This window comes from Anaerotruncus sp. DFI.9.16 (assembly GCF_024461615.1).
GTDB lineage: Bacteria > Bacillota > Clostridia > Oscillospirales > Ruminococcaceae > Anaerotruncus > Anaerotruncus massiliensis.
The window spans coordinates 80,047-100,190 of record NZ_JANFZX010000002.1 but is presented as its reverse complement, the minus strand read 5'-3'; the positions used below and the strand labels follow the sequence as shown (position 1 = coordinate 100,190).

The following is a 20,144-nucleotide window of genomic DNA, read 5'->3' as shown; positions in this document are numbered from 1 at the left end:
ATGAAAGAGATTGTGGAGATCAGATGGCACGGCCGCGGCGGCCAGGGCGCAAAGACGGCGTCGCTGCTGCTTGCGGACGCGGCCTTCAACACCGGCAGGTATGTGCAGGGATTCCCGGAATACGGGCCCGAGCGGATGGGCGCGCCCATCACCGCCTACAACCGGATCAGCCGGGAGCGCTGCACGGTGCACAGCAACATCTATGAACCCGACTACGTTGTGGTGGTGGACGAGACGCTGCTCTACGCGGTCGACGTGACGAAGGGGCTCAGCGAAGAGGGCGCGGTGATCGTCAATTCGGACAAAAAGCCGGAGGAGCTGCGTGGGAGCCTGCACGGCTACCGGGGAAAAATCTGTACGGTGGACGCGGGACGGATCTCGGAGGAGACGCTTGGAAAGAACTTCCCGAACACGCCGATGCTCGGCGCGGTGGTGAAGGTGAGCGGCGTCATCCCGGAAGAAAACTTCGTGAAGGACATGCGCCAGTCCTTCGCGCACAAGTTCGCCACCAAGCCCCAGATGATCGAGGGAAATATGCGGGCGCTTGTCAAAGCAATGCAGGAGGTGCTCATCGGGTGAACAGCAAACGAGCGGCGGAAATCCGGGAGGATATCCGCTGGCAGGAGATTACGCCGGGCGGCGCGGTCTATGAGGGCGGAACCGCTTCGGCGGTGAAGACGGGGGACTGGAGGGTCATGCGCCCGGTCTTCCACGCGGATCGGTGCAGGCAGTGCCTTCTTTGCGCCCCAACTTGTCCAGACATGGCTATTCCGGTAAAGGACGGTAAACGGGAGGATTTCGACTATTTCTACTGCAAGGGCTGCGGAATCTGCTTCAAGGTCTGCCCCTTCCAGGCGATCAGCTTTGAAAAGGAAACGCATCAGGAGGTGAACGGCGATGGGAATCCGTGAACGGCTCTCGGGGAACGAGGCGGTGGCATACGCGCTCAAGCAGATAAACCCGGACGTCATGGGGGCGTTCCCCATTACGCCCTCCACCGAAATCCCCCAGTATTTTTCCCAGTATGTCGCCAACGGGGAGGTCGACACCGCTTTTATCCCGGTCGAATCGGAGCACAGCGCCCTCTCCGCCTGCATCGGCGCGGAGGCCGCGGGCGCGCGCGCGGTGACGGCGACCTCCTCCTGCGGGCTTGCGCTGATGTGGGAGCTGCTGTATGTGGCGGCATCCTCCCGCCTGCCGATCACCCTCGCGTGCGTCAACCGGGCGCTTTCGGGGCCGATCAACATCAACAACGACCACAGCGATTCGATGGGCGCCCGGGACAGCGGCTGGCTCCAGCTCTACGCGGAGACCAACCAGGAGGCGTACGACAACATGCTCCAGGCGATGCGGATCGCCGAGCATCCGGACGTGCAGCTTCCGGTCATGGTCTGCCAGGACGGCTTCATCACCAGCCACGCGATCGAGAATATCGAGCTGGTTGAAACCGACGCGGTCCGGGCGTTTGCCGGCCAGTACCGTCCGGAGCATAGCCTGCTCGGGCCGGAACCGATGTCGGTCGGTCCATATGACGTCCCCGCCTACTATATGGAGCACAAGCGCCACCAGGCGCAAGGGATGATCAACGCCAAACGGGTCATCCTGGATGTCGCGCGCGAGTTTGAGCGAATGACCGGGCGTGGGTACGGCCTCATCGAGACCTATCGGATGGAGGACGCGGAATGTGCGCTGGTGCTGATCGGTTCGTCGGCCGGGACCGCGAAGGCCGCGGTCGAACGCCTCCGCGCGGCGGGGAAGCGGGTCGGGCTCGTGAAAATCCGCGCCTTCCGGCCCTTCCCGGCGGAGGAACTCGCGGCGGCGCTCCAAAACTGCGGCGCCGTCGCGGTAATGGACAAGTGCGCGGGCTTCTCCGCGGGGGGCGGCCCGCTGTTCGCGGAGGTCTGCGCGGCCCTGTACGGCGCCGCGCCGCGTCCCCTGCTCGTCAGCTATACCTACGGCCTCGGCGGGCGGGATGTGACGGTGGACAGCATGGAGCGGGTGTTTGGAGAGCTCGAGGAGACGCTCCGGTCCGGAGCGGCGGCGGAGCCCTGCCGCTGGCTGGATGTGCGGGGATAAGGAGGAGAAAACATGTCATACAGCTTAAAGGAAGAACTGGCGAAACCCGAGCGGCTCTCGGGCGGGCACCGGATGTGCGCGGGATGCGGGTCCCCCATCGCGGTCAGGACGGTGCTGCGCGCCGTCAAACCGGAGGACCGGGCGGTCGTCTGCTGCGCGACCGGCTGTCTCGAGGTGTCCACGTTTTTATATCCGTATACGGCCTGGAAGGACAGCTTTATCCACAGCGCGTTTGAAAATGCGGGCGCGACCATTTCAGGCGTGGAGACGGCGTACGCCTCCCTCAAAAAGCAGGGCAAGGTGAAGGAAAGCTGCAAATTTATTGCGTTCGGCGGGGATGGGGGAACCTACGACATCGGCTTCCAGTCGCTGTCCGGCGCGCTGGAACGCGGGCACGACATGGTCTATGTCTGCTATGACAACGAGGCCTATATGAACACGGGAATCCAGCGGTCCTCCTCCACGCCGCACTTCGCGGACGCGACGACCTCCCCGGCGGGCCGGGTCGTCCCTGGGAAAACGCAGGAGAAAAAGGATTTGACCCGCATCGTCGCGGAGCACCACATCCCCTATGTAGCCCAGACGACCTTCCTCGGAAACTTCCGGGACATCAGCGAAAAGGCGGAGCGCGCGATTTACACGCCCGGGCCGGCCTTCCTGAACGTCATGGCTCCCTGCCCGCGCGGCTGGCGCTACCCCTCCGAGGAACTGATGGAGATCACCAGGCTGGCGGTGGAGACCTGCGTCTGGCCGCTGTTTGAGGTCATCGAGGGCCGTTGGGTGCTCAACTACCAGCCCAAGAGCAAGCTTCCGGTCGAAGAGTACCTCAAGCGGCAGGGCCGGTTCAAGCACATGTTCGCACCGGGAAACGAGTGGATGATCGAGACCTGCCAGAAGGAGGTCGACCGCAGGTGGGAGCGGCTGTGCGCCGCCTGCAACGCGTAACCGCTCATCATGATACAAAAGGGCAGAGGGCCCGCCGGAAATTCCGGCGGGCCCTCTGCCGCGTGTTTATGCGATCGGGTCCAGCTTTTTGACCGTCAGGGTCGCGTTCGCGTTGCCGTTGATGATTGCGTCCAGATTGGCGGGGAGCGTCCGCAGGATCGCGATCGCCAGGTCCAGGACGTCGTTGGCGGCCAGCGTCACGATCGTCGAGCAGGAGAGCCTCCCGTCAAAGGTGAGTCCGGTGTTGCTGTCGGCGGATAGGGTCTGCGAGCCGCGGGTCTGCTGGATGATGGCGCCGTTCCTGCGCACGCCGATCGCGGCGTCCACCGCGTTATTGGCGTTCAGCAGGACGTTGTAGTTGATTTCGTAGTCCCCCGGCTCGGCCACCATCAGGGAGTTCGCGGCGGGGTAAGTGACATTCCGGGCAGGCATCGCGGTGTTCAGGGAAACCGGGAGATAGGTGTCCGCCTGCGTAAAGAACAGGAGCTGGGTAGTGGCGTTGTAGAGACCGCCGTAGGCGGCAAGCCCGTTGCCGGCGGTTCCGGCGGGTCCTGTCGGTCCCTGGGGGCCGGTGCCGCCGGTCGCGCCCTGCGGTCCTGCGGGCCCCTGTGGGCCGGTTGCGCCGGTCGGCCCGGCGGTCCCAATGGGCCCCTGCGGGCCGACGGGTCCCTGCGGGCCGACGGGTCCCTGCGGGCCGACGGGTCCCTGTGGGCCGACGGGTCCCTGTGGACCGGCAGGCCCGGTGGGTCCGGGTCTGCATGGCGGAGGACAGCAGGGCGACGGGGGAGGGACCGGACAGCACCGGGCGGAGTTGTTGGGGGCGCTGGAGTTTGGGTATATTGTCATGTGGCATCTCTCCGTAAAAATGGATTGGGAATTCTCCCATATCAATCTATGGCGCGCCCTACTGAACCGTTCAAATCGCTGCCGGGAGCGAAAGAAAAAGCGGCCCCGCAGTTTTGCGGGGCCGCTTTTTGCGTCATGTGGAGGGTGTCTCCCCTGACGGAGTCTCCTTACTGGAGGTATTCCGGCATGGCTTCCTTGTAGTTGTCCTTGGTAACCATGATGCAGCTGACGGCGGTCTCCTTGGGGGGCTCCTCGCCGTTGACCATCATCATGATGTGCTCCGCGCTGATCCGTCCGACCTCGAGGGCGGAGAAATACGCGGCGGCCTTGAAGCAGGAGCCCTTTTCGAACTCCGCGGGGGCCAGATAGCCGCCGAGCCCGACGGTGCAGGAGCCGTCCGCGAGGCCGGCCTGCTCGATCGCGCGGGTCGCGCCGACGGTCCCCTCGTCCCCGGTGGTGAGGACCATCCACTTTTTGATCTGCGGGTTGGCGACGATCACGCCGTTGGCGGACTGGAACGCGACGTTCAGGTCTATCTTATAGTCGGTCTTGAAGATGTGGTCCGCAGGGAAGTCGGGGAGCATTTCGGCGATGATGTCGAGCTGGCCCTCCGAACGGGGGATGCAGCTGGTGACGGTGTCGGTGGTCATGATCATGATGCCGCACTCGGGATCGTCAACCAGGTTGTTTTCCTGCATGTAGTTGACCATCCACTTCGCGCTCTCCTGGCCGATCATATAGGAGTCGATTCCGACCCAAGGCGCGATTTTGTTGCCCGCGTCGTCGATCAGCGCGTCATCGGCGGCCAAAACGGGGATGCCGGCCTTTTCGAGCTTCTCCACCGCGACCTGCGAAAGCGTCTGGTCGGGCGGGCAGCAGATGACGCCGTCCACCTTCTGTGCGATGACGGTGTCGACCATCTGGAGGAAGAGGTTGCCGTCGTCCTTGGCGTCGAGGTACATCCAGTCCTTGGCGCCGAGCTCCTTCACCTTTTCGCCGGCCGCCACGCCCTCATTGATAAACCAGGTCGCGTCGGCAAACTTGTAGATTCCGGCGATGACGACGTCCTTCTTTTCGGCGGGTGCCGGCTCCGCGGCATCGGGCTGCGTTTCGGGGGCGGCCGCCGGTTCGGCCGCCGGTTCGGCCGCCGATGCGGGCGCGGGTGCGGGCTCCGCGGGGGCGGACTGTGCGCAGGAGGCCAGGAGGGTGACCGCCATTGTCAGTGCGAGCAGAATGGCCAATGTTCTTTTCATACTAGTTCTCCTCTCATTCATACCGATAATGACCACGCGGCAGAGCCGCGCTGACGACTTAGTTTGCGCCGGAACGCCCGGCCTCGATGCTCTGCATCAGCATCTTCTTCTGGTGCTTGTTGCGGCGGTAGAAGTCGAAGGCGAGCGCGATCAGCAGGAGCAGGCCGCGCGCCACGGTCTGCCAGTAGACCTGGACCTGCGCCATGATGAGCCCGGTGTTGAAGCACTGGAGGATCAGCACGCCGAGGATCATTCCGCCGACCGACCCCACGCCGCCGGACATCGCCACGCCGCCGAGGACCGACGCGGTGATCGCGTCGAACTCGAGCCCGCTGCAGGAGGAGGGCTGGCTGGACTGCATGCGCGCGGCGAGCAGTCCGCCGCCGAGCGCGGAGAGCCCCGCGCTGATCATAAAGAGGATGGTGGAGATCTTTTCGGGATTTAAGCCCGCTAGCCGGGCGGCGTATTTGTTTCCGCCCAGCACATAGACGCTGCGGCCGAAGAAGGTTTTGCTCAGGACGATCGCGGAGACGAGGAAGGCGAGGATCAGTACCAGCACCGGCAGATTGAAGATGCCGAGGACCTGCCTGGAGCCGATGTCGGTAAAGGATTTGTCTGAGATGAAGACCGGTTTTCCGCCGCAGAGGATGTAGCCCAGCCCCCGGAAGATCGACATGGCGGAGAGGGTGACGATGAACGGTTCCAGCTTGAGCTTGTTGACGCCCATCCCGTTCAAAAAGCCGATCAGCAGGCCGATCAGAACGACCAGCGGGAGGATCAGCATGCTCGGCACGCCCATTGTCAACAGAAGCCCCGCGACAACCGAGGAAAAGGCGGCGATCGAGCCGGGCGAGAGGTCGATCAGTCCCGCGATGATCAGATAGGTCTCGCCGATTGCCACAAGGCCGGTCAGGGACGCGGAGGTGAGGATGTTCAGTAGGTTCTGGGTGCTGAAATAGTTCTTGTTGATCACGGTAAAGACCACGATGATGACGAACAGGGCCACCATCAGGCCGATTTTTTCCACGAATCCGCTGTTTTTCATAAACGATTTTCTCTTATCCATCGCTTAGTCCCCTCCCAGCATGGCGTACTGCAAAATGAGTTCCTCCGTGGCGTCCTCCCGGGAGACCTCGCCGGTGACGCGGCCCTCCCGCATGACGATGATCCGGTCGCTCAGCCCGATGATCTCGGGAAGCTCAGACGAAATCAGGATGACCCCCTTGCCCATCCGGGCATATTCGCAGATCATCTTGTAGAATTCCGATTTGGCCCCCACGTCGATCCCCTTGGTGGGTTCGTCCAGAATGATGACGTCGGGGTTGGTCTCGTGCGCACGGGCGACGACCGCCTTCTGCTGGTTGCCGCCGGAGAGCTCGAGAATTTTTTTCTGCGCGTTCGGCGTCCGGATCTTAAACTGGCGGATTCCGCCCTCGATCAGCTGCGTCTCCCGTTTGGCGTCGATCAGCAGACAGGCGTTGCGCAGCCGCTTCAGCACGCTGATGGAGATGTTCATGCCGACCGAGAGGGTGGGGATGATCCCCTGCTCCTTGCGGTCCTCGGGGCAGAGGGCGATCCCGTTCGCGATGGCCTGCGCGGGCGAATGGTTTTCGATCTTCTTCCCGCCCAGCAGGACGGTCCCGGAGAGGGTCGGGTCGGCGCCGTAGATCGAGCGCATGAGCTCGGTGCGCCCCGCGCCGACCAGCCCGGAAAAGCCCAGGATTTCGCCCCGATGCAGCTCGAAGGAGACGTTTTTCACATAGTAGTTGCAGAGATCCCGCACCTCGAGAATGGTTTCACCGATGGAGTCGCTGCGCTCGAGCGACTGGAACAGGTCCCCGAGATCGCGGCCGACCATCATGCGGATAAGGTCCTGGTTGGTGCATTCCTGCCGGTCGACCTCCGCGACCAGCTGCCCGTCCTTGAAGACGATCACCCTGTCGACGATCTGTTCCAGCTCCTTCATCCGGTGGGAGACGTAGAAAACGATCTTTCCCTGCGCGCGCAGCTTCCGGATGATGCGGAAGAGCACGTCGATCTCGTTGTCGGTCAGGCTGGCGGTGGGCTCGTCGAACGCGATGACCTTTGCGTTGCGGATGTAGGCCTTCATGATTTCGACCATCTGCTGGTGGGCGGTGGAGAGGGTGCGCACACGGGCCGCCGGGTCGATGCTGACGCCGAATTCCTCGATGACCTTCCGGGTCTCCGCGAGCATCCGGTTATAATCGATTAAACGGTCCTTCCCACGCGCCCAGCTCCCCAAAAAGACGTTTTCCGCGACCGTCATATCGAGGATGACCTGGCGCTCCTGATAGATGACGCTGATGCCCGCCTCGATCGCGTCCTTCGGGCAGGTGAAATGCTGCTCCCGTCCGTTGAGCAGCACCTTCCCGGAGGTCATGGTGTAGTCCCCGTTGAGGATTTTCAAGAGCGTGGATTTTCCGGCGCCGTTCTCTCCGACGAACGCGTAGACCTGCCCGCTTTCCGCACGGAATGAAATCCGGTCAAGCGCCCGGACGCCCGGGAAATACTTGCAGATCTCCCGGAACTCCACGACGTTTTTGGCCGGGGATTTTTGGGCCTCTTCCTTCATTCCTCATCCCTCCATTCTGTCTGTCATACTTCAATAAAACCGGATCCCGCTGCCGCCGGGCTCCGCCCCATGCGCGGGCCCCGCGCGGAAGGCGATCCACCAGGCGGACTGCCGCCCGCTTCCCGCCCAGCCGGTGTCCGCCGCACTGCGCTCGGCCAGGTGGATGGATTTCTGGGTGGAGGGCTCGGGCGCGATCTGCCATTCCTCCGGACCGCCGGCCCGCGCGTCCATCCAGATCCCCAGAAAGGGGAGCCGGTCGGGCGGGAAGGTGATCTCGACCGCATAGCGGGATTTCGGCGCCCAAAGGGCGCACCAGCCTTTGGATACCGGCCGGGAAAGGACGTATTTGCAGCCCATTCCCGCGGGAGGCATCCGGGTGAGGTCGAGAATTCCTCCGCCCTCCAGCGGAAGATTTCGGAGCGGAGCCTCCCGGACGCGGGAGGGGACAAACCCCTCGGCGCAGGCGATATCCGCTTTTGCCTCCCCGCCGGGCAGAAGAACCTCCATGCCCGGTTCCGCCCGGAAGAGCGGATGGGCGGCCCAGAGAAAGGGGAACCCCGGCCCGCCAGTATGCCGGACGCGGTAGTCCATCCGGACCGCCGGCCCGCTCAGGCGGATACGCTTTTCAAAGAAGCAGGGGAACCGGCGGCTGCGGTATTGCAGGCTTACGCCGTCCTCCATCCGCCGCGCGCTCAAAGTCCGGTACCAGACCTCCCCGTGGTCCGGCAGGCGGACCCGCCGCCCGTCCGCCGTTTCAACGGCCGCCGCGGCGGCGTTGGGGAACATGTCGTCGATCCCGGCGCACTCCGCGTCTTCAAAGCGCAGCCCGCGGGGGACCGGGCGGAGGACGTCTCCGGGGCGCTGGTAGAGCAGCTCCCGGTCCGCGCGCTTATCAAAGAGGGAGGCGATGTTCCCGCCCCGTCCGGGGAGCACCAGCAGGCGCAGCGCCTCGTTTTCCAGCCGCAGGCAGGGGGCCTGCTTATAGCGGGCGGGGACGATCTTCACCGCCACCGCTAAACGAACATGTTTTCCGGCACGCACGCCAGCAGCGCGCCGCCGTCGATATCGATGGTCGCGCCGGTGATATAGGCGGCCTTGTCGGAGGCGAGGAAGACGATGCCGTCCGCGATTTCCGACGGATCGGCAAACCGCTTGAGCGGAATGCGCGGCTCCGCGGACCAGATGGGATTCTGTTTGTCCCAGCCGATATCGGTGTAGCCGGGCTGTACGGTGACGACCCGGATGCCGTAGGGGGCAAGCTCCATGGCGCAGTTTTTCGTAAACTTGGAAAGCCCTGCCTTGGCCGCCGCGTAGACGGAACAGTCGGGCCAGCAGCCGACGGCGTGGTTGGAGGAGATGTTGATGATCACGCCTTTGACGCCGCGTGAGATCATCTCCTTCGCCGCGCGCTGCGCGCCGAAGAAGTTTCCCCGCAGATCGGTGTTGATCACCGTTTCAAACAGCTCGGGCGTCGTCTCGAGGAAGGGGGCGGTGAGCCCCACGCCCGCGTTGTTGACGAGCAGGTCGATCCGCCCGAAGGCATCCAGGAAGGCGTCGTACATCCGCCGGATGCTTTCAAGGTCGGAGACGTCCGCTTGGATCGTCACGGCGCGCCTTCCGAGCCCCTCGATGACGGCGGCGACTTCGCGCGCGCCCTCTTCGCGGCTGTGGTAGGTGACGCCGACGTCATATCCCGCCTCGGCGAGGCGGATGGCGGTCGCGCGCCCGATGCCGTGGCTGGAACCGGTGACCAGTGCGGTCTTTTGCATGGAATCCACCTTCCCTTCTCAGAATTCCGCGTGAGGCAGTCGGGCCGCGAACGTGCGCAGCCGGCGGATTGCCTCCTCGATGTTTTCAATCGAATTTGCGTAGCTGAAACGGATGAAGCCCTCTCCGCAGCTGCCGAAGCAGCTGCCGGGCGTGCATACGACGCGGGCCTCCTCCAAAATCCGTTCGCAGAGAATCCGGGTCTCCATCCCGAACGCGCGCACGTCAGCGAAGGCGTAGAAGGCCCCCGCGGGCATTGCACAGCGAATCCCGGGGATGGAATTGAGCCCCGCGACCATCACCTTCCGGCGGGCGTCGTAGATTTCACGCATGGCGTCCGCCGCCTCGAAATGCTCGACCGCCCACTGCGCGGCGTACTGGCAGGGGGTGGCGACGCAGGCGTTCAGGTACTCCTGCAGCTGGGTCATCTTGGCGATCAGCTTTGCGGGGCCCATCGCGAAGCCCACCCGCCAGCCGGTCATGGCGAACGCCTTGGAAACGCTGTTGACGACCAGCGTGCGTTCCTTCATGCCGGGGCACTCCGCGATGGAGGCGGAGGGAACGCCGTCGTAGATAAGCGTCCGGTAGACTTCGTCGCAGACGACCAGCAGGTCGTGTTCGACCGCCACCCGGGCAATCTCCTCCAGCTCCGGGCGGCTGAGCACCACGCCGGTGGGATTGCCGGGCGTGTTCAGCATCAGGACCCTGCTGTTGGGGGTCAGGGCCTGCCGGACGCGCTCGGCGCTGACCCGGAAGCCCTCCTCGGGGACGGTGCGGATGTGGCGGACCTCCCCGCCCACAAATTTTGCCAGCTCAAAGTAGTCCAGCCAGACGGGGTCCTGGACGAGGATGCCCTCCCCCGGTTCGATGGTGCACATCAGGGCGAGCGCGAGCGCGTTGATCGCGCCGACCGTCACGATGACCTCCGTTTCGGGATCATAGGAGAGCCCGTTGGCAAACGGGGAAGCGGCGATTGCCCGGCGCAGGCTCGGGATGCCGTTATTCGCGGTGTAGTGGGTTTTGCCGTCCCGCGCGGCCCGGTCGGCCGCCTCGACGGCGCCCGCGGGGGTCGGCAGGTCGGGCTCCCCCATCTCGAGGTGGATCACGTCCCGCATCCCGGACGCTCGGTCGAAGAGCTTGCGGATCGGGCTTTTCTGCATCTGCCCGGCGCGTGTGTTAATCCATTCCATAGCGGTCCTCCCTGTCGTTACAAAAGCGTCGGCGGGATGCTGAACGAACGGAAGCCGTCGGCGGCTTTCCGGACCACACGGTCCGCGCGGTTCAGGACCGGCTGCAAGTGCCCGGGGAAGAGCGCGTCGACCGAAAGCCCTTCCAGCCGCAGGACGCTCTCCCGGTAGCGCAGCAGGTCGGAATCAAAGGTGCTGAGCAGGTTGATTCTGCCTCCGAAAAAGAGGACGTCCCCGGCGAACAGGACCTGCTTTCCGTCCACCCTGCCGTAGAGGCAGAGTCCGCCGCCCGTGTGCCCGGGCAGGACCAGGCAGGTAAGCTCCAACCGTCCCAGCCGGAGGCGTTCGCCGTCCCTGACGATTTGCCCGGCGGGCGCGCCGGGGAAGGAGAAGCCCTCCGGGTAGAGCCCGGCCTCTATGTATTCCGCCATCGTGCGGTCGAGCAGGGGCTGGTCCCCGAGGACACCCGCCTCGTGCGCGTCCGCCACGAGCCGCGCGCCCGTCCTCCGGAGAAAGTGGGGGACTCCGGCGGCGTGGTCGGCGTGCGCGTGCGTGACGACCAGATAGCGGATGTCGGAAAGCCGGTATCCGTCCGCGGCGATCTCCTCCTCGATCCGGAGGTTGTCGAGATTCACCCCGGCGTCCACCAGGATGAGCCCCTCCCCCGAATCGATCAGCCATGCGTTGCAGTCGAGCGGGTGGGTCAGCCCGAGGCCGTTGTCCCCCGAGGCTGCGAGGGAAATGCTGCGTGTAACCTTCATGCTCCGTTCTCCCTTCCTGTCAAACGGCTGCTTCCATCCCGTCGACCACCCGGTTCAGCTGCTCCGGGTCGATCTCCACCTCGGCGGGGCGGGGCATGTGCCTCGCGGCGAGCTGCAGGTCCTTGAGCCCGCTGCCCGTGACGACGCAGGCGACCGAATCGCCCGCCTGTACGACGCCCTTTTCCCGCAGCTTTTTTGCCGCCGCCAGCGTCGTCGAGCTGGCGGCCTCGGCAAAGATCCCCTCGGTGCGCCCCAAAAGCCGCTGGGCCTCCAGAATTTCCGCCGATGAGACCGATTCGCTGTAGCCGCCGGAGTCGTAGATCGCCTGCAGGGCGGTCTCCCCGTCGAGCGGGTAGGCGTCGGCGATTGCGACGGCGATGCCGGCGGGGTTCTCCACCCGTTCGATCTGCGCGGGCTTTCTGCCCGCGCGGAAGGCGTTGACAACCGCGCAGCAGCCCTCCTCCTGCGTGCCGACCATCCGGGGGAGCTTTTTGACGAGCCCCAGCCGGAAGAGATCGAGGTAGCCCCTGTAGATGCCCGACAGGATTCCGCCGCCGCCGATCGGGACGAAGAGCCAGTCGGGGACCTCCCAGCCGGAGGCCTTCGCCATCTCGTAGGCGATCGCCTTCTCCGAATCGGCCTGGAAGGGGTTGTAGGCGCTCGCCGTCGTCACGTTGTGCCAGCCGCGCTCCCGGTATACCCTGGCGATCAGGTCGATGCAGTCGGTCACCGAGCCGCGCACGAGGATGACGCGCGCCCCGTAGAGCTGGATCTGCGCGACCCGTTCGGGCGGGGTGGACGCCGGCACCATGACATAGCAGGGGATGCCCGCCCGGGCCGCGTAGGCCGCGGCGGCGGCGCCCGCGTTGCCTGCCGAGCCGATCACAACGGCGGACGCGCCAAGCGCCTTTGCCTTACTGATGGAGATGCTCATGCAGCGGTCCTTGAAGGTTCCGGTTGGGTTCAGCCCCTCGTTCTTGATGGACATCTGCCGGATGCCGAACGCCCGGGCGATCCCGGGGGCCGGGACGAGGGGGGTGAAGCCCTCGCCCATCGTCACCTTTTCACACTCCCGGCCAATGGGGAAGAAGGGCTCGTAATCCCAGTACTGCCGGGCGTTTCGCAGGGCGGAGCAAAGCGCGTCCCGCCGGTCGAACGGATATTCCGTGTTCAGGATGCCGCCGCAGGAGGGGCAGCGGTAGGCGTCGCCTTCGCACCTCTCCCCGCAGCTTCTGCAGACGAGCGAATAATTACCCATGACGATCCTCCTGTGCGGTACCCAGATACTCCACGGCCATCCGGGCGAAGATTTCGGCGCCCCGCGCCAGCTGGTCCAGCTCCACGTACTCGTTTGTGATGTGTGCCTGCCGGATACTGCCCGGCCCGAAGATCAGTGCGGGGATCCCCAGACCCTCCATGAGCATCGCCATCTCGCAGCTCGCCAGAAAGGGCTTCAGCGCCGCCCGCTCAGGTTTGCCGGGGGAAACGGCGGACATCATGGCCTTGACCAGCGGGTGCTCCGCCTCGATCTCGCCGGGCGGGCAATTGGTGGTCATCTGCAGGGTGCAGCGGCATCCCTCTTCCACGGACGAGACCTCGTCGATCAGCCGCTGCGTCTCCGCAAGAATCTGTTCCGCCGTCTCCCCGGGCAGGTAGCGCCTGTCGACACGCATGTCGCACCGGTCGGGGATGGAGTTGAGCTCTCTTCCCGCCTGGAGCATGGTCACCGTCATGGTGGAGTGCCCGAGCAGGCGGGACTGCCTTTTGTCGAGCGTCCCGGACTGGAACGCGCGGATCTTTTCAACCATTTCCGCCGCATGTACGATCGGGTTGACGCCCATTTCGGGGCGGGAGGCGTGCGCCCGCCGTCCTGAGAAGGTCAGCCACAGCCCCATCACGCCCTTGTGCCCCAGGTTGATTTCCAAATCCGTGGGCTCTCCGACGATACAGGCGTCCGCCCGGACGCCCGACGCCAGCAGGCGGCGCATCCCCTTGTTGCTGGTCTCCTCGTCCACATCGAGCGCCAGCAGGACCTCCCCGCGCAGGGGCACCGCGCACTGCCGCAGAACTTCCAGCGCGTGGAGCATCGCCGCGATGCTGCCCTTCATGTCGCAGGCGCCGCGCCCGTAGAGCCGGTCCCCGCGGACCTGCGGCTCAAAGGGCGGGGAGTCCCAAAGCTCCTCCGCGCCGGGCGGGACCACGTCGATGTGCCCGCTGTAGAGCAGGGTCTTGCCGCCGGGGGCGCCCCGCATGCGGATGAGGATGTTGGAGCGCCTGCCCTCGACCGGCTGCTCCTCCGCTTCGAGCCCCATCTCCGCCGCGATCCGCATCAGGAGCTGTCCGGCGCCGTACTCCATATCGCCGGAAAGATCACTGCGCTCCCGGATCAGACGGCCGGCCAGCTCGGCCACCCTGTTTTTTGAAACCGTGCGGTGGATGGCATCCCGCACACTGTCTGTACAGCGGGACATGGCGGCCCCTTACGGTTCGAGATAGGCGACGACGTCGACCTCGACCGACGCCCCGTCGGGCAGGGAACCGGCGCCGATGGCGATGCGGGAATGACGGCCCCTTTCGCCGAACGCCAGCTCAAAGAGCTCGGAGGCGCCGTTGACCACGCGGGGCTGTAGGGTAAAATCGGGGTCCGCGTTGACGAATCCGGTCACGCGGACGATGCGCAGCCGGTCAAGGTCGGCGACCGAGCGCAGCTCGCTGATGCAGCGGATCGCCGCGATGCGCGCCGACTGGTAGGCGTCCTCGAGCGAAATCTCCGTGCCGACCTTCCCGGCATAGAGCAGTTTCCCGTCGACGGTGGCCGCCTGCCCGGACGCGAAGACGAAATTCCCCGCGGTCTGGGCCGGGATGTAGCTCGCGACCGGCACGGGGCAGTCGGGCAGCGTGATGTGGTTTTCCGAAAGCCTTTTTTCTACATTGGTCATGGTTGGGCCTCCTTAAGTTGCAAACAATTTGTCTTTTATACCAGACAAATTATCTTTATTCTTTGGGGCCATTATAGTTCCTGTGGGCAAATATGTCAATATAATATTCAAAAAAATTAAAAACAAATTACTTATTTTATGGAAACTATCTATTTTCTGTCATCGGAGAAAAACTTTTTGTTTTGAATATTTGTGAGAAAGCCTTTACATTTTGTTTTTGGCTTGCTATAATATTCCATAACAATCGGATGTTTGAGCGGTAATATTTAGTTAAAGGGGAGACTGATTTGCGACTGATCAGCGAGGAGCTTTCCTTCTGGCGGGACCTGCTGTCGATGCTGGAGGCCCAGTATGGCAGCAACTGCGAAATTGTGCTGCACGACCTGACAAAGGACTATAACCACACAATCATCGACATCCGCAACGGCCACATCACCGGCCGCAAGATCGGCGACTGCGGAAACAATCTGGGGTTGGAGGTCCTGAGCGGGAACACCAAAAACGGAAACCGGTACAATTACGTCACCCGGACCGATACCGGAAAGATCCTGCGCTCCTCCACGCAGTTCCTGCGCGACGACGACGGCAAGATCATCGGGTCCCTCTGTATCAATATGGATATCACCGAATCGCTCGCGTTTGAAAAGTTCCTGCACAACTATAATGGGACGGGCGATCCCGCGGTCGAGGTGCGGGAATTCTTCACCACCGACGTGAAGAGCCTGCTCGAGTGCCTGATCCAGGAGGCGCAGCTGCCGATCGACAAGACGCCGGAGCATATGGACCGGGCGGATAAGCTGAAATTCCTGGGGTACCTGGACAGCAAGGGCGCGTTTCTGATTACGAAATCGAGTGAGCGCGTCTGCGAGTACCTGGGGATCTCGCGCTATACCCTATATAACTATCTGGATCTGCTGCGCTCCAAACAGGAGCAGGATTAGGAGGAAACGATGGAAAAGGTCTTGCGGGAGCTTCTGTCCGGACGGCTGGTCGCCATTGTGCGCGGCGTCGGCCCGGGGGAAATCGTCGACACTGCGCGCGCGCTCGCGGCGGGCGGAATCCGCGCGCTGGAGATCACCTTCGATCACACGCGGGCGGACGGCGCCGCGCGGACGCTGGAGTCCATCCGTCTGCTGAAGGAACGGATGGGCGGGGAACTTTTGCTGGGGGCGGGGACCGTCCTCACGCCGGAGGAGGTGGACCTCGCGGTAGAGGCGGGCGCCGAATATATGATCTCGCCCGACACCAACCCGCAGGTCGTCCGCCGTACCAAGGAGTTGGGAAAGGTCTCGATCCCGGGAGCATTCACTCCCACCGAGGCGATGGAAGCCCACCGCTGCGGTGCGGACATCGTCAAGCTGTTTCCCGCGGCACTGCTTGGCGTCGATTATCTCAAGGCGTTGCGCGGGCCGCTGGGGCATATCCGCTTTTCCGCCGTCGGCGGCATAGACGCCCAGAACGCGGCGGCCTTTTTGCAGGCGGGCGCCTGCTGCCTCGGGGTCGGCGGGACGCTGGTCTCGCTGCCCGCGATCCGCTCGGGGCAGTACCGGCTGCTGACCGACGCCGCCCGCGGGCTGTGCCGCGCGGTCTCCGGCGCGAACGCCTCGGACGGGGGGTGACGCGATGGAACGCTATATTCTGACGATCGATTCCGGAACCAGCAATACGAGGGCAGTCCTGTGGGATCTGGACCGCCATATCGTGGACATGGAAAAAAGCGGCGTGGGGGTCCGCTGCACGGCGGCCGACGGACATAACGGACGGCTGAAGGAGGCGGTCCGGGGATGCCTGGAGGAGCTTCTGCGCCGGAATGCCGCCTCGTGGGAACAGGTGGAGCGCGTCATGGCGAGCGGGATGATCACCGCCGACGTCGGGCTGGTGGAAGTCCCGCATGTGACGGCCCCCGCCGGACTGGAGGAGCTGTCCGCGTCGCTGGCGCCCGTCCTTGTTCCGGACGTCTGCCCGTTGCCGATCCATTTTATCCCCGGCGTCAAAAACCGCGTCTCCGGGGTTTCTCTCGAAACCTTTGAGGCGATGGATATCATGCGCGGGGAGGAGGTGGAGGCCTGCGCCCTCATCGACCGGCTTGGGGTGCGGGGGGAGGCGGTCCTCGTCCTTCCGGGTTCCCACACCAAATTTGTCTCCGTCGGAGCGGACGGGAGGATCACCGGCTGCCTGACCACCATCACCGGGGAGCTGCTCGCCTCGATCATGCACGATACGATCATCGCGGATTCGGTGAAGCGCACCTTTGTGGAGGCGGACACCTACCGCCGGGAGATGGTCCTGCGCGGCTACCGGGCCGCGCGGGAGGTCGGACTCAGCCGCGCCTGCTTTTCCGGGCGGATCCTGAACCAGTTCGCGGTGAAGGATCATACGCTGATCGCAAACTTCATCCTTGGGGCGGCGCTGCAAAACGACCTGTATGCGCTCCGGCATTCCACAGCGATCGCCTGCGGACCGGACGCCCGGGTGATCGTGGCGGGGAAGAGCCCCTTCCGTGAGGCGTTTGCCGACCTGATGGAGCGGGAGGGTTGTTGGCGGAGCGTGCGGAGCTATGAGCCGGAGGGCGACGCGCCGCTTTCCGCGCTGGGGGCGTACCTGCTGGCGGAGGCCTCCCTCGCAAAAGAGGCGGGAAAGAAGGGCAAATAGGATACAAAAAACGCGCTGCAATCGATCCGATTGCAGCGCGTTTTTTATGTTGCGGGGCGGACGGCCCGGAAGTCCCGCGGCCGTCTACCTGAGCAGGTTCGGTAGGAACATGATGATGCCCTCGAATCCGATCAGCAGCGCCAGGACGACAAGCGCACAGCCGATATAGGCGAACAGGTGGCGGTTGATGACCCGCTCCACCTTTTCCCCGCACAGGCTGACGGCCGTATACAGGTTGATGCCGACGGGCGGGGTGAGCATGCCGATGCCGAGGGTGATGACCATGATGACGCCGAAGGAGACCGGGTTGATGCCATAGGCGCCGAGCATGGGCGTCAGAATGGGCGCCAGGATCATGATGGCCGGGATGGTCTCCATGAAGGTGCCGACGAACAGCAGGAGCAGCGTGACCAGCAGGTAGAACATGAGCCGGTTGGAGGCCACGCTCATGATCGCGTTGCCCACGATGACGGGAATCTGCTCGCGCGTCATGATGGCCGCAAACACGGTGGAAGACAGGACGATGAACATGCAGATGTTGGTGGTGATGACCGTGCGGCGGATGATCTGCATAAGGCCCTTGAGGGAGAGCTGGTGGTAGATGAGGGTGCTCACGAGCAGTCCGTAGGCCACGGCGACGACGGCCGCCTCGGTCGGGGTAAAGATCCCCAGGTAGATGCCGCCCAGGATAATGATGGGCATTCCCAACGCCCACAGCGCGTCGACAAAGGAGCGGCCGACCTCCTTGATGGAGAACTTTCTGGTGGCGTGCCGCATGTGTTTTCTGCCCCAGAGGACGGCGTACACCGACATGCCGCCCGCAAGCAGGAAGCCCGGGATAAAGCCGCCGAGGAAGACGTCGGTGATCGCCACGCTGCCGACCGAGATGCAGTAGAGCACCATGGGGATGCTGGGCGGTACGATGACCCCCAGCCAGCCGCCGCTGGCAATGGTGGCCAGGATAAAGGGCATCGGGTACCCGTCCTCCTTCATCGAGGGGATCATGATCGACCCGATGGCCGCCACCGTCGCGGGGGCGGAGCCGGAGATAGCCCCGAAGAACGCGCAGGCGAGAAAGGAGACCACGGCCAGCCCGCCGGGCAGCCAGCCCACCAGGGAGCGTGCCAGATTGACCAGCCGTTTGGAAACGCCGCCGGTGTCCATCAGGTTGCCGGCCAGGATAAAAAAGGGGACGGCCATCATCGAATAGCTGTTGGCGGACGAAAAGAGGCGCTGGACGACGATCCCGAGGGGGATGTCGGTCAGGGCCATGATCGGCACGATGCCGCCGAGCAGCAGGGCGATGGCGATCGGGCAGCCGATGAGCAGGACCAGGACGAATACCCCGAAAATGAGTGCGACCATCATTGGTCATCGCCGCCTTTCTGGACACCCAGCGGATGGGTGGTCGTGAGATAGTCGCTCCAGAAGAGCATGGCCGACCGCAGCGCGGAAAGCGTCAGGCCGAGCGCCATGACCGTATAGATGACGGCCATGGGCATCCCGGTCGTCACGCTGAACTGCGGGCGGGCCAGGCTGCTGGCGACATAGAGCCAGCTTAAGACGCTGATGAAACCGAGCGTCACGGTCGTGATGATGTCCGCGATGACCATGACAACCCGGCGCAGGCACGCGGGCAGCATGTCCACGAAGATGGTGACGCCCATATGGCTCCGCGTGCGCACACACATGCTGATGCCGATGAAGACGATGGTCACCAGAAGATAGCGTGAGATCTCCTCGCCCGCGATGTTGGGGACCTTCAGCACATAGCGCAGGACAATGGCCAGCAGGACCGAAACGGTCATGCCCAAAAGGGCGAGGGCGGACACCGTCATTTCAAACAGGTCCAGACATTTGTCGATCAATCGGATGATTCCGGTTCCCCCGGACTCGTTTTCCACTTGCATAAGGAACCTCCCTGAGTGTGATCAGTTCGCCGCGCCCGGGGTCGGGGCGCCATCCTCCGGAACGCCGCCCCGGCCCGGCCTCTTCCGCGGACCCGCGTCCGCGCTTTATTTGTCCGCGTTCACCATATCGATCAGCTCCTGCGGGACATATTTGGGCACCATGGCGTCCAAGCACTTCTGCTGCAGGGCGTCCCTCCAGACGTCGCGGTCGGGACGGATGATGGTGACCCCTTCCTCTTCCATCACGGCGGTCAGGCTGTCGATGCTCTCGGCAAGGACCTGCCGCTGATAGGCAGTGGCCTCGATGCTGGCCTGCGTCAGGATGTCGTGGTATTCTTCCGGGACGCTGTTCCAGGCGCTTTCGCTCATGGCCGTCATGATGGAGGTCGGGATGGGATCAATCAGCGTCATGTAATCGGTCGCCGTGTAGAACTTGTTGAAGTAGGCGACGACGACCGGCCAGGTGCCGCCGTCAAGCGTGCCGTTCTGCAGGGCCGTAAAGACCTCGCTCATGGCCATCGGGACGGGGTTGGCACCCAGGGCGTTCATATATGCGATGAGTCCCGGGCTCTCCATCACGCGGATGTTCATTCCCTTCGCGTCCTCGGGTTTTTCTATGGGGTGCCCGTTGTTGATGATGTTGGAGAAGCCCGCGTCGGAGATGGTCAGTACGTGGACCCCCAGCGGGAGGCACTCCTCCTTCAGCTTATCGCCAAGCTGGCCGTCCATGACCTTGTACTCATGCTCATAGCCGTCAAACAGGAACGGGATGTCGAACACCATGAAGTCGGGAATCCAGGCGGTCATCGTGGCGGTGGAACCGAGGTAGCCGTCCACGGTGCCCATCTGCATCCCCTCGATGAGCTCGCGCTCGTCGCCCAGCTGGGACGAGGGGTAGATCTCGATCTGGACGGCGCCGTTGGTCCGCTCCTCGACCAGCTCCTCGAACTTGGCGATGCCCTGGTGCTGCGGGGTTCCGGGCGCGAGCACGTGCCCGAATTTCAGCGTGACCGCGCCGTCCGGGACGGACTGCGCGGGGGCTTCCGTGTCGGCCGGGGCGGCCGGCGCGTCACCGGGCGCGGGCGCGGCCGGCTGCCCGCCGGGGGCGGCGCCGCACGCGGCCAGCGACAGGATCAGAACAAGGACCGTCAGAACAGAACATACAGTTTTCAACATGGATGATAACTCCTTTCAAAAGCGGGATGATTTGATTTG

At 64.0% G+C, this 20,144-nt stretch carries 21 protein-coding genes; 7 read left to right on the top strand and 14 right to left on the bottom strand.

The window, feature by feature from the left end; genetic code table 11:
• The 4 genes from NE609_RS02340 to NE609_RS02325 are packed head-to-tail and all read left to right on the top strand — an operon-like array spanning position 1 to position 3,021.
• Entirely contained in the window at positions 1–579 is a 579-nt protein-coding gene (locus NE609_RS02340; protein WP_256151577.1) for a 2-oxoacid:acceptor oxidoreductase family protein, read from the top strand.
• Entirely contained in the window at positions 576–911 is a 336-nt protein-coding gene (locus tag NE609_RS02335; protein ID WP_101552181.1) for a 4Fe-4S binding protein, read from the top strand. The genes NE609_RS02340 and NE609_RS02335 overlap by 4 nt, the downstream gene beginning before the upstream one ends.
• Complete coding sequence (gene porA / locus NE609_RS02330; protein ID WP_256151576.1) at positions 898–2,076, top strand: pyruvate ferredoxin oxidoreductase; 1,179 nt, start codon at positions 898–900, stop codon at positions 2,074–2,076. The genes NE609_RS02335 and porA overlap by 14 nt, the downstream gene beginning before the upstream one ends.
• Before the next feature lie 12 nt (positions 2,077–2,088).
• Positions 2,089–3,021 carry a thiamine pyrophosphate-dependent enzyme gene (locus tag NE609_RS02325; protein WP_256151575.1) on the top strand — a complete coding sequence of 311 codons (933 nt, stop codon included), beginning with the start codon at positions 2,089–2,091 and terminating at the stop codon, positions 3,019–3,021.
• A 66-nt stretch (positions 3,022–3,087) separates the two neighbouring features.
• Here the strand turns inward: NE609_RS02325 and NE609_RS02320 are convergent, their stop codons facing one another.
• The 11 genes from NE609_RS02320 to NE609_RS02270 all read right to left on the bottom strand — a co-directional run bounded on the left by NE609_RS02320 (position 3,088) and on the right by NE609_RS02270 (position 14,367).
• The gene (locus NE609_RS02320; RefSeq protein ID WP_256151574.1) at positions 3,088–3,867 is read right to left on the bottom strand and encodes a hypothetical protein; all 780 of its coding nucleotides are present in this window, start codon (positions 3,865–3,867) and stop codon (positions 3,088–3,090) included.
• A gap of 167 nt (positions 3,868–4,034) precedes the next feature.
• A complete protein-coding gene (locus tag NE609_RS02315; protein WP_256151573.1) occupies positions 4,035–5,120 on the bottom strand; it encodes a substrate-binding domain-containing protein in 1,086 nt (361 codons plus the stop codon).
• Positions 5,121–5,178: 58 nt separating this feature from the next.
• Positions 5,179–6,186: an ABC transporter permease gene (locus tag NE609_RS02310; protein ID WP_256151572.1), complete on the bottom strand. Its 1,008-nt coding sequence runs from the start codon at positions 6,184–6,186 to the stop codon at positions 5,179–5,181.
• Between the two features lie 3 nt (positions 6,187–6,189).
• A complete protein-coding gene (locus NE609_RS02305; protein WP_256151571.1) occupies positions 6,190–7,713 on the bottom strand; it encodes a sugar ABC transporter ATP-binding protein in 1,524 nt (507 codons plus the stop codon).
• A gap of 30 nt (positions 7,714–7,743) precedes the next feature.
• Positions 7,744–8,754, bottom strand: a complete 1,011-nt coding sequence (locus NE609_RS02300; RefSeq protein ID WP_256151570.1) for a hypothetical protein — start codon at positions 8,752–8,754, stop codon at positions 7,744–7,746.
• On the bottom strand, positions 8,727–9,482 hold the full coding sequence (locus NE609_RS02295) for an SDR family NAD(P)-dependent oxidoreductase (RefSeq protein WP_121586048.1): 756 nt from the start codon (positions 9,480–9,482) through the stop codon (positions 8,727–8,729). Before NE609_RS02295 ends, NE609_RS02300 begins: the two co-directional genes overlap by 28 nt.
• An 18-nt stretch (positions 9,483–9,500) precedes the next feature.
• A complete protein-coding gene (locus NE609_RS02290) occupies positions 9,501–10,670 on the bottom strand; it encodes a pyridoxal phosphate-dependent aminotransferase (RefSeq protein WP_256151569.1) in 1,170 nt (389 codons plus the stop codon).
• A gap of 17 nt (positions 10,671–10,687) precedes the next feature.
• Entirely contained in the window at positions 10,688–11,428 is a 741-nt protein-coding gene (locus NE609_RS02285; protein ID WP_256151568.1) for an MBL fold metallo-hydrolase, read from the bottom strand.
• Between the two features lie 19 nt (positions 11,429–11,447).
• Complete coding sequence (thrC, locus tag NE609_RS02280; RefSeq protein WP_256151567.1) at positions 11,448–12,686, bottom strand: threonine synthase; 1,239 nt, start codon at positions 12,684–12,686, stop codon at positions 11,448–11,450.
• Positions 12,679–13,899 carry a M20 family metallopeptidase gene (locus tag NE609_RS02275; protein ID WP_256151566.1) on the bottom strand — a complete coding sequence of 407 codons (1,221 nt, stop codon included), beginning with the start codon at positions 13,897–13,899 and terminating at the stop codon, positions 12,679–12,681. Before NE609_RS02275 ends, thrC begins: the two co-directional genes overlap by 8 nt.
• A 9-nt stretch (positions 13,900–13,908) precedes the next feature.
• Positions 13,909–14,367, bottom strand: a complete 459-nt coding sequence (locus NE609_RS02270; RefSeq protein WP_256151565.1) for a RidA family protein — start codon at positions 14,365–14,367, stop codon at positions 13,909–13,911.
• A 287-nt stretch (positions 14,368–14,654) separates the two neighbouring features.
• Here NE609_RS02270 and NE609_RS02265 point away from each other — a divergent pair, with 287 nt between their 5' ends.
• From NE609_RS02265 to NE609_RS02255, 3 genes are read left to right on the top strand one after another with little or no spacing between them, the layout of a single operon-like run.
• Positions 14,655–15,308: a transcriptional regulator gene (locus tag NE609_RS02265; RefSeq protein WP_256151564.1), complete on the top strand. Its 654-nt coding sequence runs from the start codon at positions 14,655–14,657 to the stop codon at positions 15,306–15,308.
• Between the two features lie 9 nt (positions 15,309–15,317).
• Positions 15,318–15,986, top strand: coding sequence for a bifunctional 4-hydroxy-2-oxoglutarate aldolase/2-dehydro-3-deoxy-phosphogluconate aldolase (locus NE609_RS02260; protein ID WP_121586041.1), 669 nt, complete (start codon positions 15,318–15,320; stop codon positions 15,984–15,986).
• A 4-nt stretch (positions 15,987–15,990) separates the two neighbouring features.
• Entirely contained in the window at positions 15,991–17,019 is a 1,029-nt protein-coding gene (locus NE609_RS02255) for a 2-dehydro-3-deoxygalactonokinase (RefSeq protein ID WP_256151563.1), read from the top strand.
• Positions 17,020–17,103: 84 nt separating this feature from the next.
• Here NE609_RS02255 and NE609_RS02250 read toward each other — a convergent pair whose 3' ends face one another.
• The 3 genes from NE609_RS02250 to NE609_RS02240 form a co-directional block, all read right to left on the bottom strand.
• A complete protein-coding gene (locus NE609_RS02250) occupies positions 17,104–18,387 on the bottom strand; it encodes a TRAP transporter large permease (RefSeq protein WP_256151562.1) in 1,284 nt (427 codons plus the stop codon).
• Complete coding sequence (locus NE609_RS02245; RefSeq protein ID WP_101552147.1) at positions 18,384–18,929, bottom strand: TRAP transporter small permease; 546 nt, start codon at positions 18,927–18,929, stop codon at positions 18,384–18,386. Before NE609_RS02245 ends, NE609_RS02250 begins: the two co-directional genes overlap by 4 nt.
• Positions 18,930–19,034: 105 nt before the next feature.
• Complete coding sequence (locus NE609_RS02240; RefSeq protein ID WP_256151561.1) at positions 19,035–20,105, bottom strand: TRAP transporter substrate-binding protein; 1,071 nt, start codon at positions 20,103–20,105, stop codon at positions 19,035–19,037.
• Positions 20,106–20,144 lie beyond the last annotated feature (39 nt).

Excerpts from the sequence above, each read along its gene's own strand:
- NE609_RS02340 (WP_256151577.1), top strand. The coding sequence starts at position 1 with ATGAAAGAGATTGTGGAGATCAGATGGCACGGCCGCGGCGGCCAGGGC.
- porA (WP_256151576.1), top strand. The coding sequence starts at position 898 with ATGGGAATCCGTGAACGGCTCTCGGGGAACGAGGCGGTGGCATACGCG.
- NE609_RS02325 (WP_256151575.1), top strand. The coding sequence starts at position 2,089 with ATGTCATACAGCTTAAAGGAAGAACTGGCGAAACCCGAGCGGCTCTCG.
- NE609_RS02320 (WP_256151574.1), bottom strand. The coding sequence starts at position 3,867 with ATGACAATATACCCAAACTCCAGCGCCCCCAACAACTCCGCCCGGTGC.
- NE609_RS02315 (WP_256151573.1), bottom strand. The coding sequence starts at position 5,120 with ATGAAAAGAACATTGGCCATTCTGCTCGCACTGACAATGGCGGTCACC.
- NE609_RS02310 (WP_256151572.1), bottom strand. The coding sequence starts at position 6,186 with ATGGATAAGAGAAAATCGTTTATGAAAAACAGCGGATTCGTGGAAAAA.
- NE609_RS02305 (WP_256151571.1), bottom strand. The coding sequence starts at position 7,713 with ATGAAGGAAGAGGCCCAAAAATCCCCGGCCAAAAACGTCGTGGAGTTC.
- NE609_RS02295 (WP_121586048.1), bottom strand. The coding sequence starts at position 9,482 with ATGCAAAAGACCGCACTGGTCACCGGTTCCAGCCACGGCATCGGGCGC.
- NE609_RS02290 (WP_256151569.1), bottom strand. The coding sequence starts at position 10,670 with ATGGAATGGATTAACACACGCGCCGGGCAGATGCAGAAAAGCCCGATC.
- NE609_RS02285 (WP_256151568.1), bottom strand. The coding sequence starts at position 11,428 with ATGAAGGTTACACGCAGCATTTCCCTCGCAGCCTCGGGGGACAACGGC.
- thrC (WP_256151567.1), bottom strand. The coding sequence starts at position 12,686 with ATGGGTAATTATTCGCTCGTCTGCAGAAGCTGCGGGGAGAGGTGCGAA.
- NE609_RS02275 (WP_256151566.1), bottom strand. The coding sequence starts at position 13,899 with ATGTCCCGCTGTACAGACAGTGTGCGGGATGCCATCCACCGCACGGTT.
- NE609_RS02270 (WP_256151565.1), bottom strand. The coding sequence starts at position 14,367 with ATGACCAATGTAGAAAAAAGGCTTTCGGAAAACCACATCACGCTGCCC.
- NE609_RS02260 (WP_121586041.1), top strand. The coding sequence starts at position 15,318 with ATGGAAAAGGTCTTGCGGGAGCTTCTGTCCGGACGGCTGGTCGCCATT.
- NE609_RS02255 (WP_256151563.1), top strand. The coding sequence starts at position 15,991 with ATGGAACGCTATATTCTGACGATCGATTCCGGAACCAGCAATACGAGG.
- NE609_RS02250 (WP_256151562.1), bottom strand. The coding sequence starts at position 18,387 with ATGATGGTCGCACTCATTTTCGGGGTATTCGTCCTGGTCCTGCTCATC.
- NE609_RS02245 (WP_101552147.1), bottom strand. The coding sequence starts at position 18,929 with ATGCAAGTGGAAAACGAGTCCGGGGGAACCGGAATCATCCGATTGATC.
- NE609_RS02240 (WP_256151561.1), bottom strand. The coding sequence starts at position 20,105 with ATGTTGAAAACTGTATGTTCTGTTCTGACGGTCCTTGTTCTGATCCTG.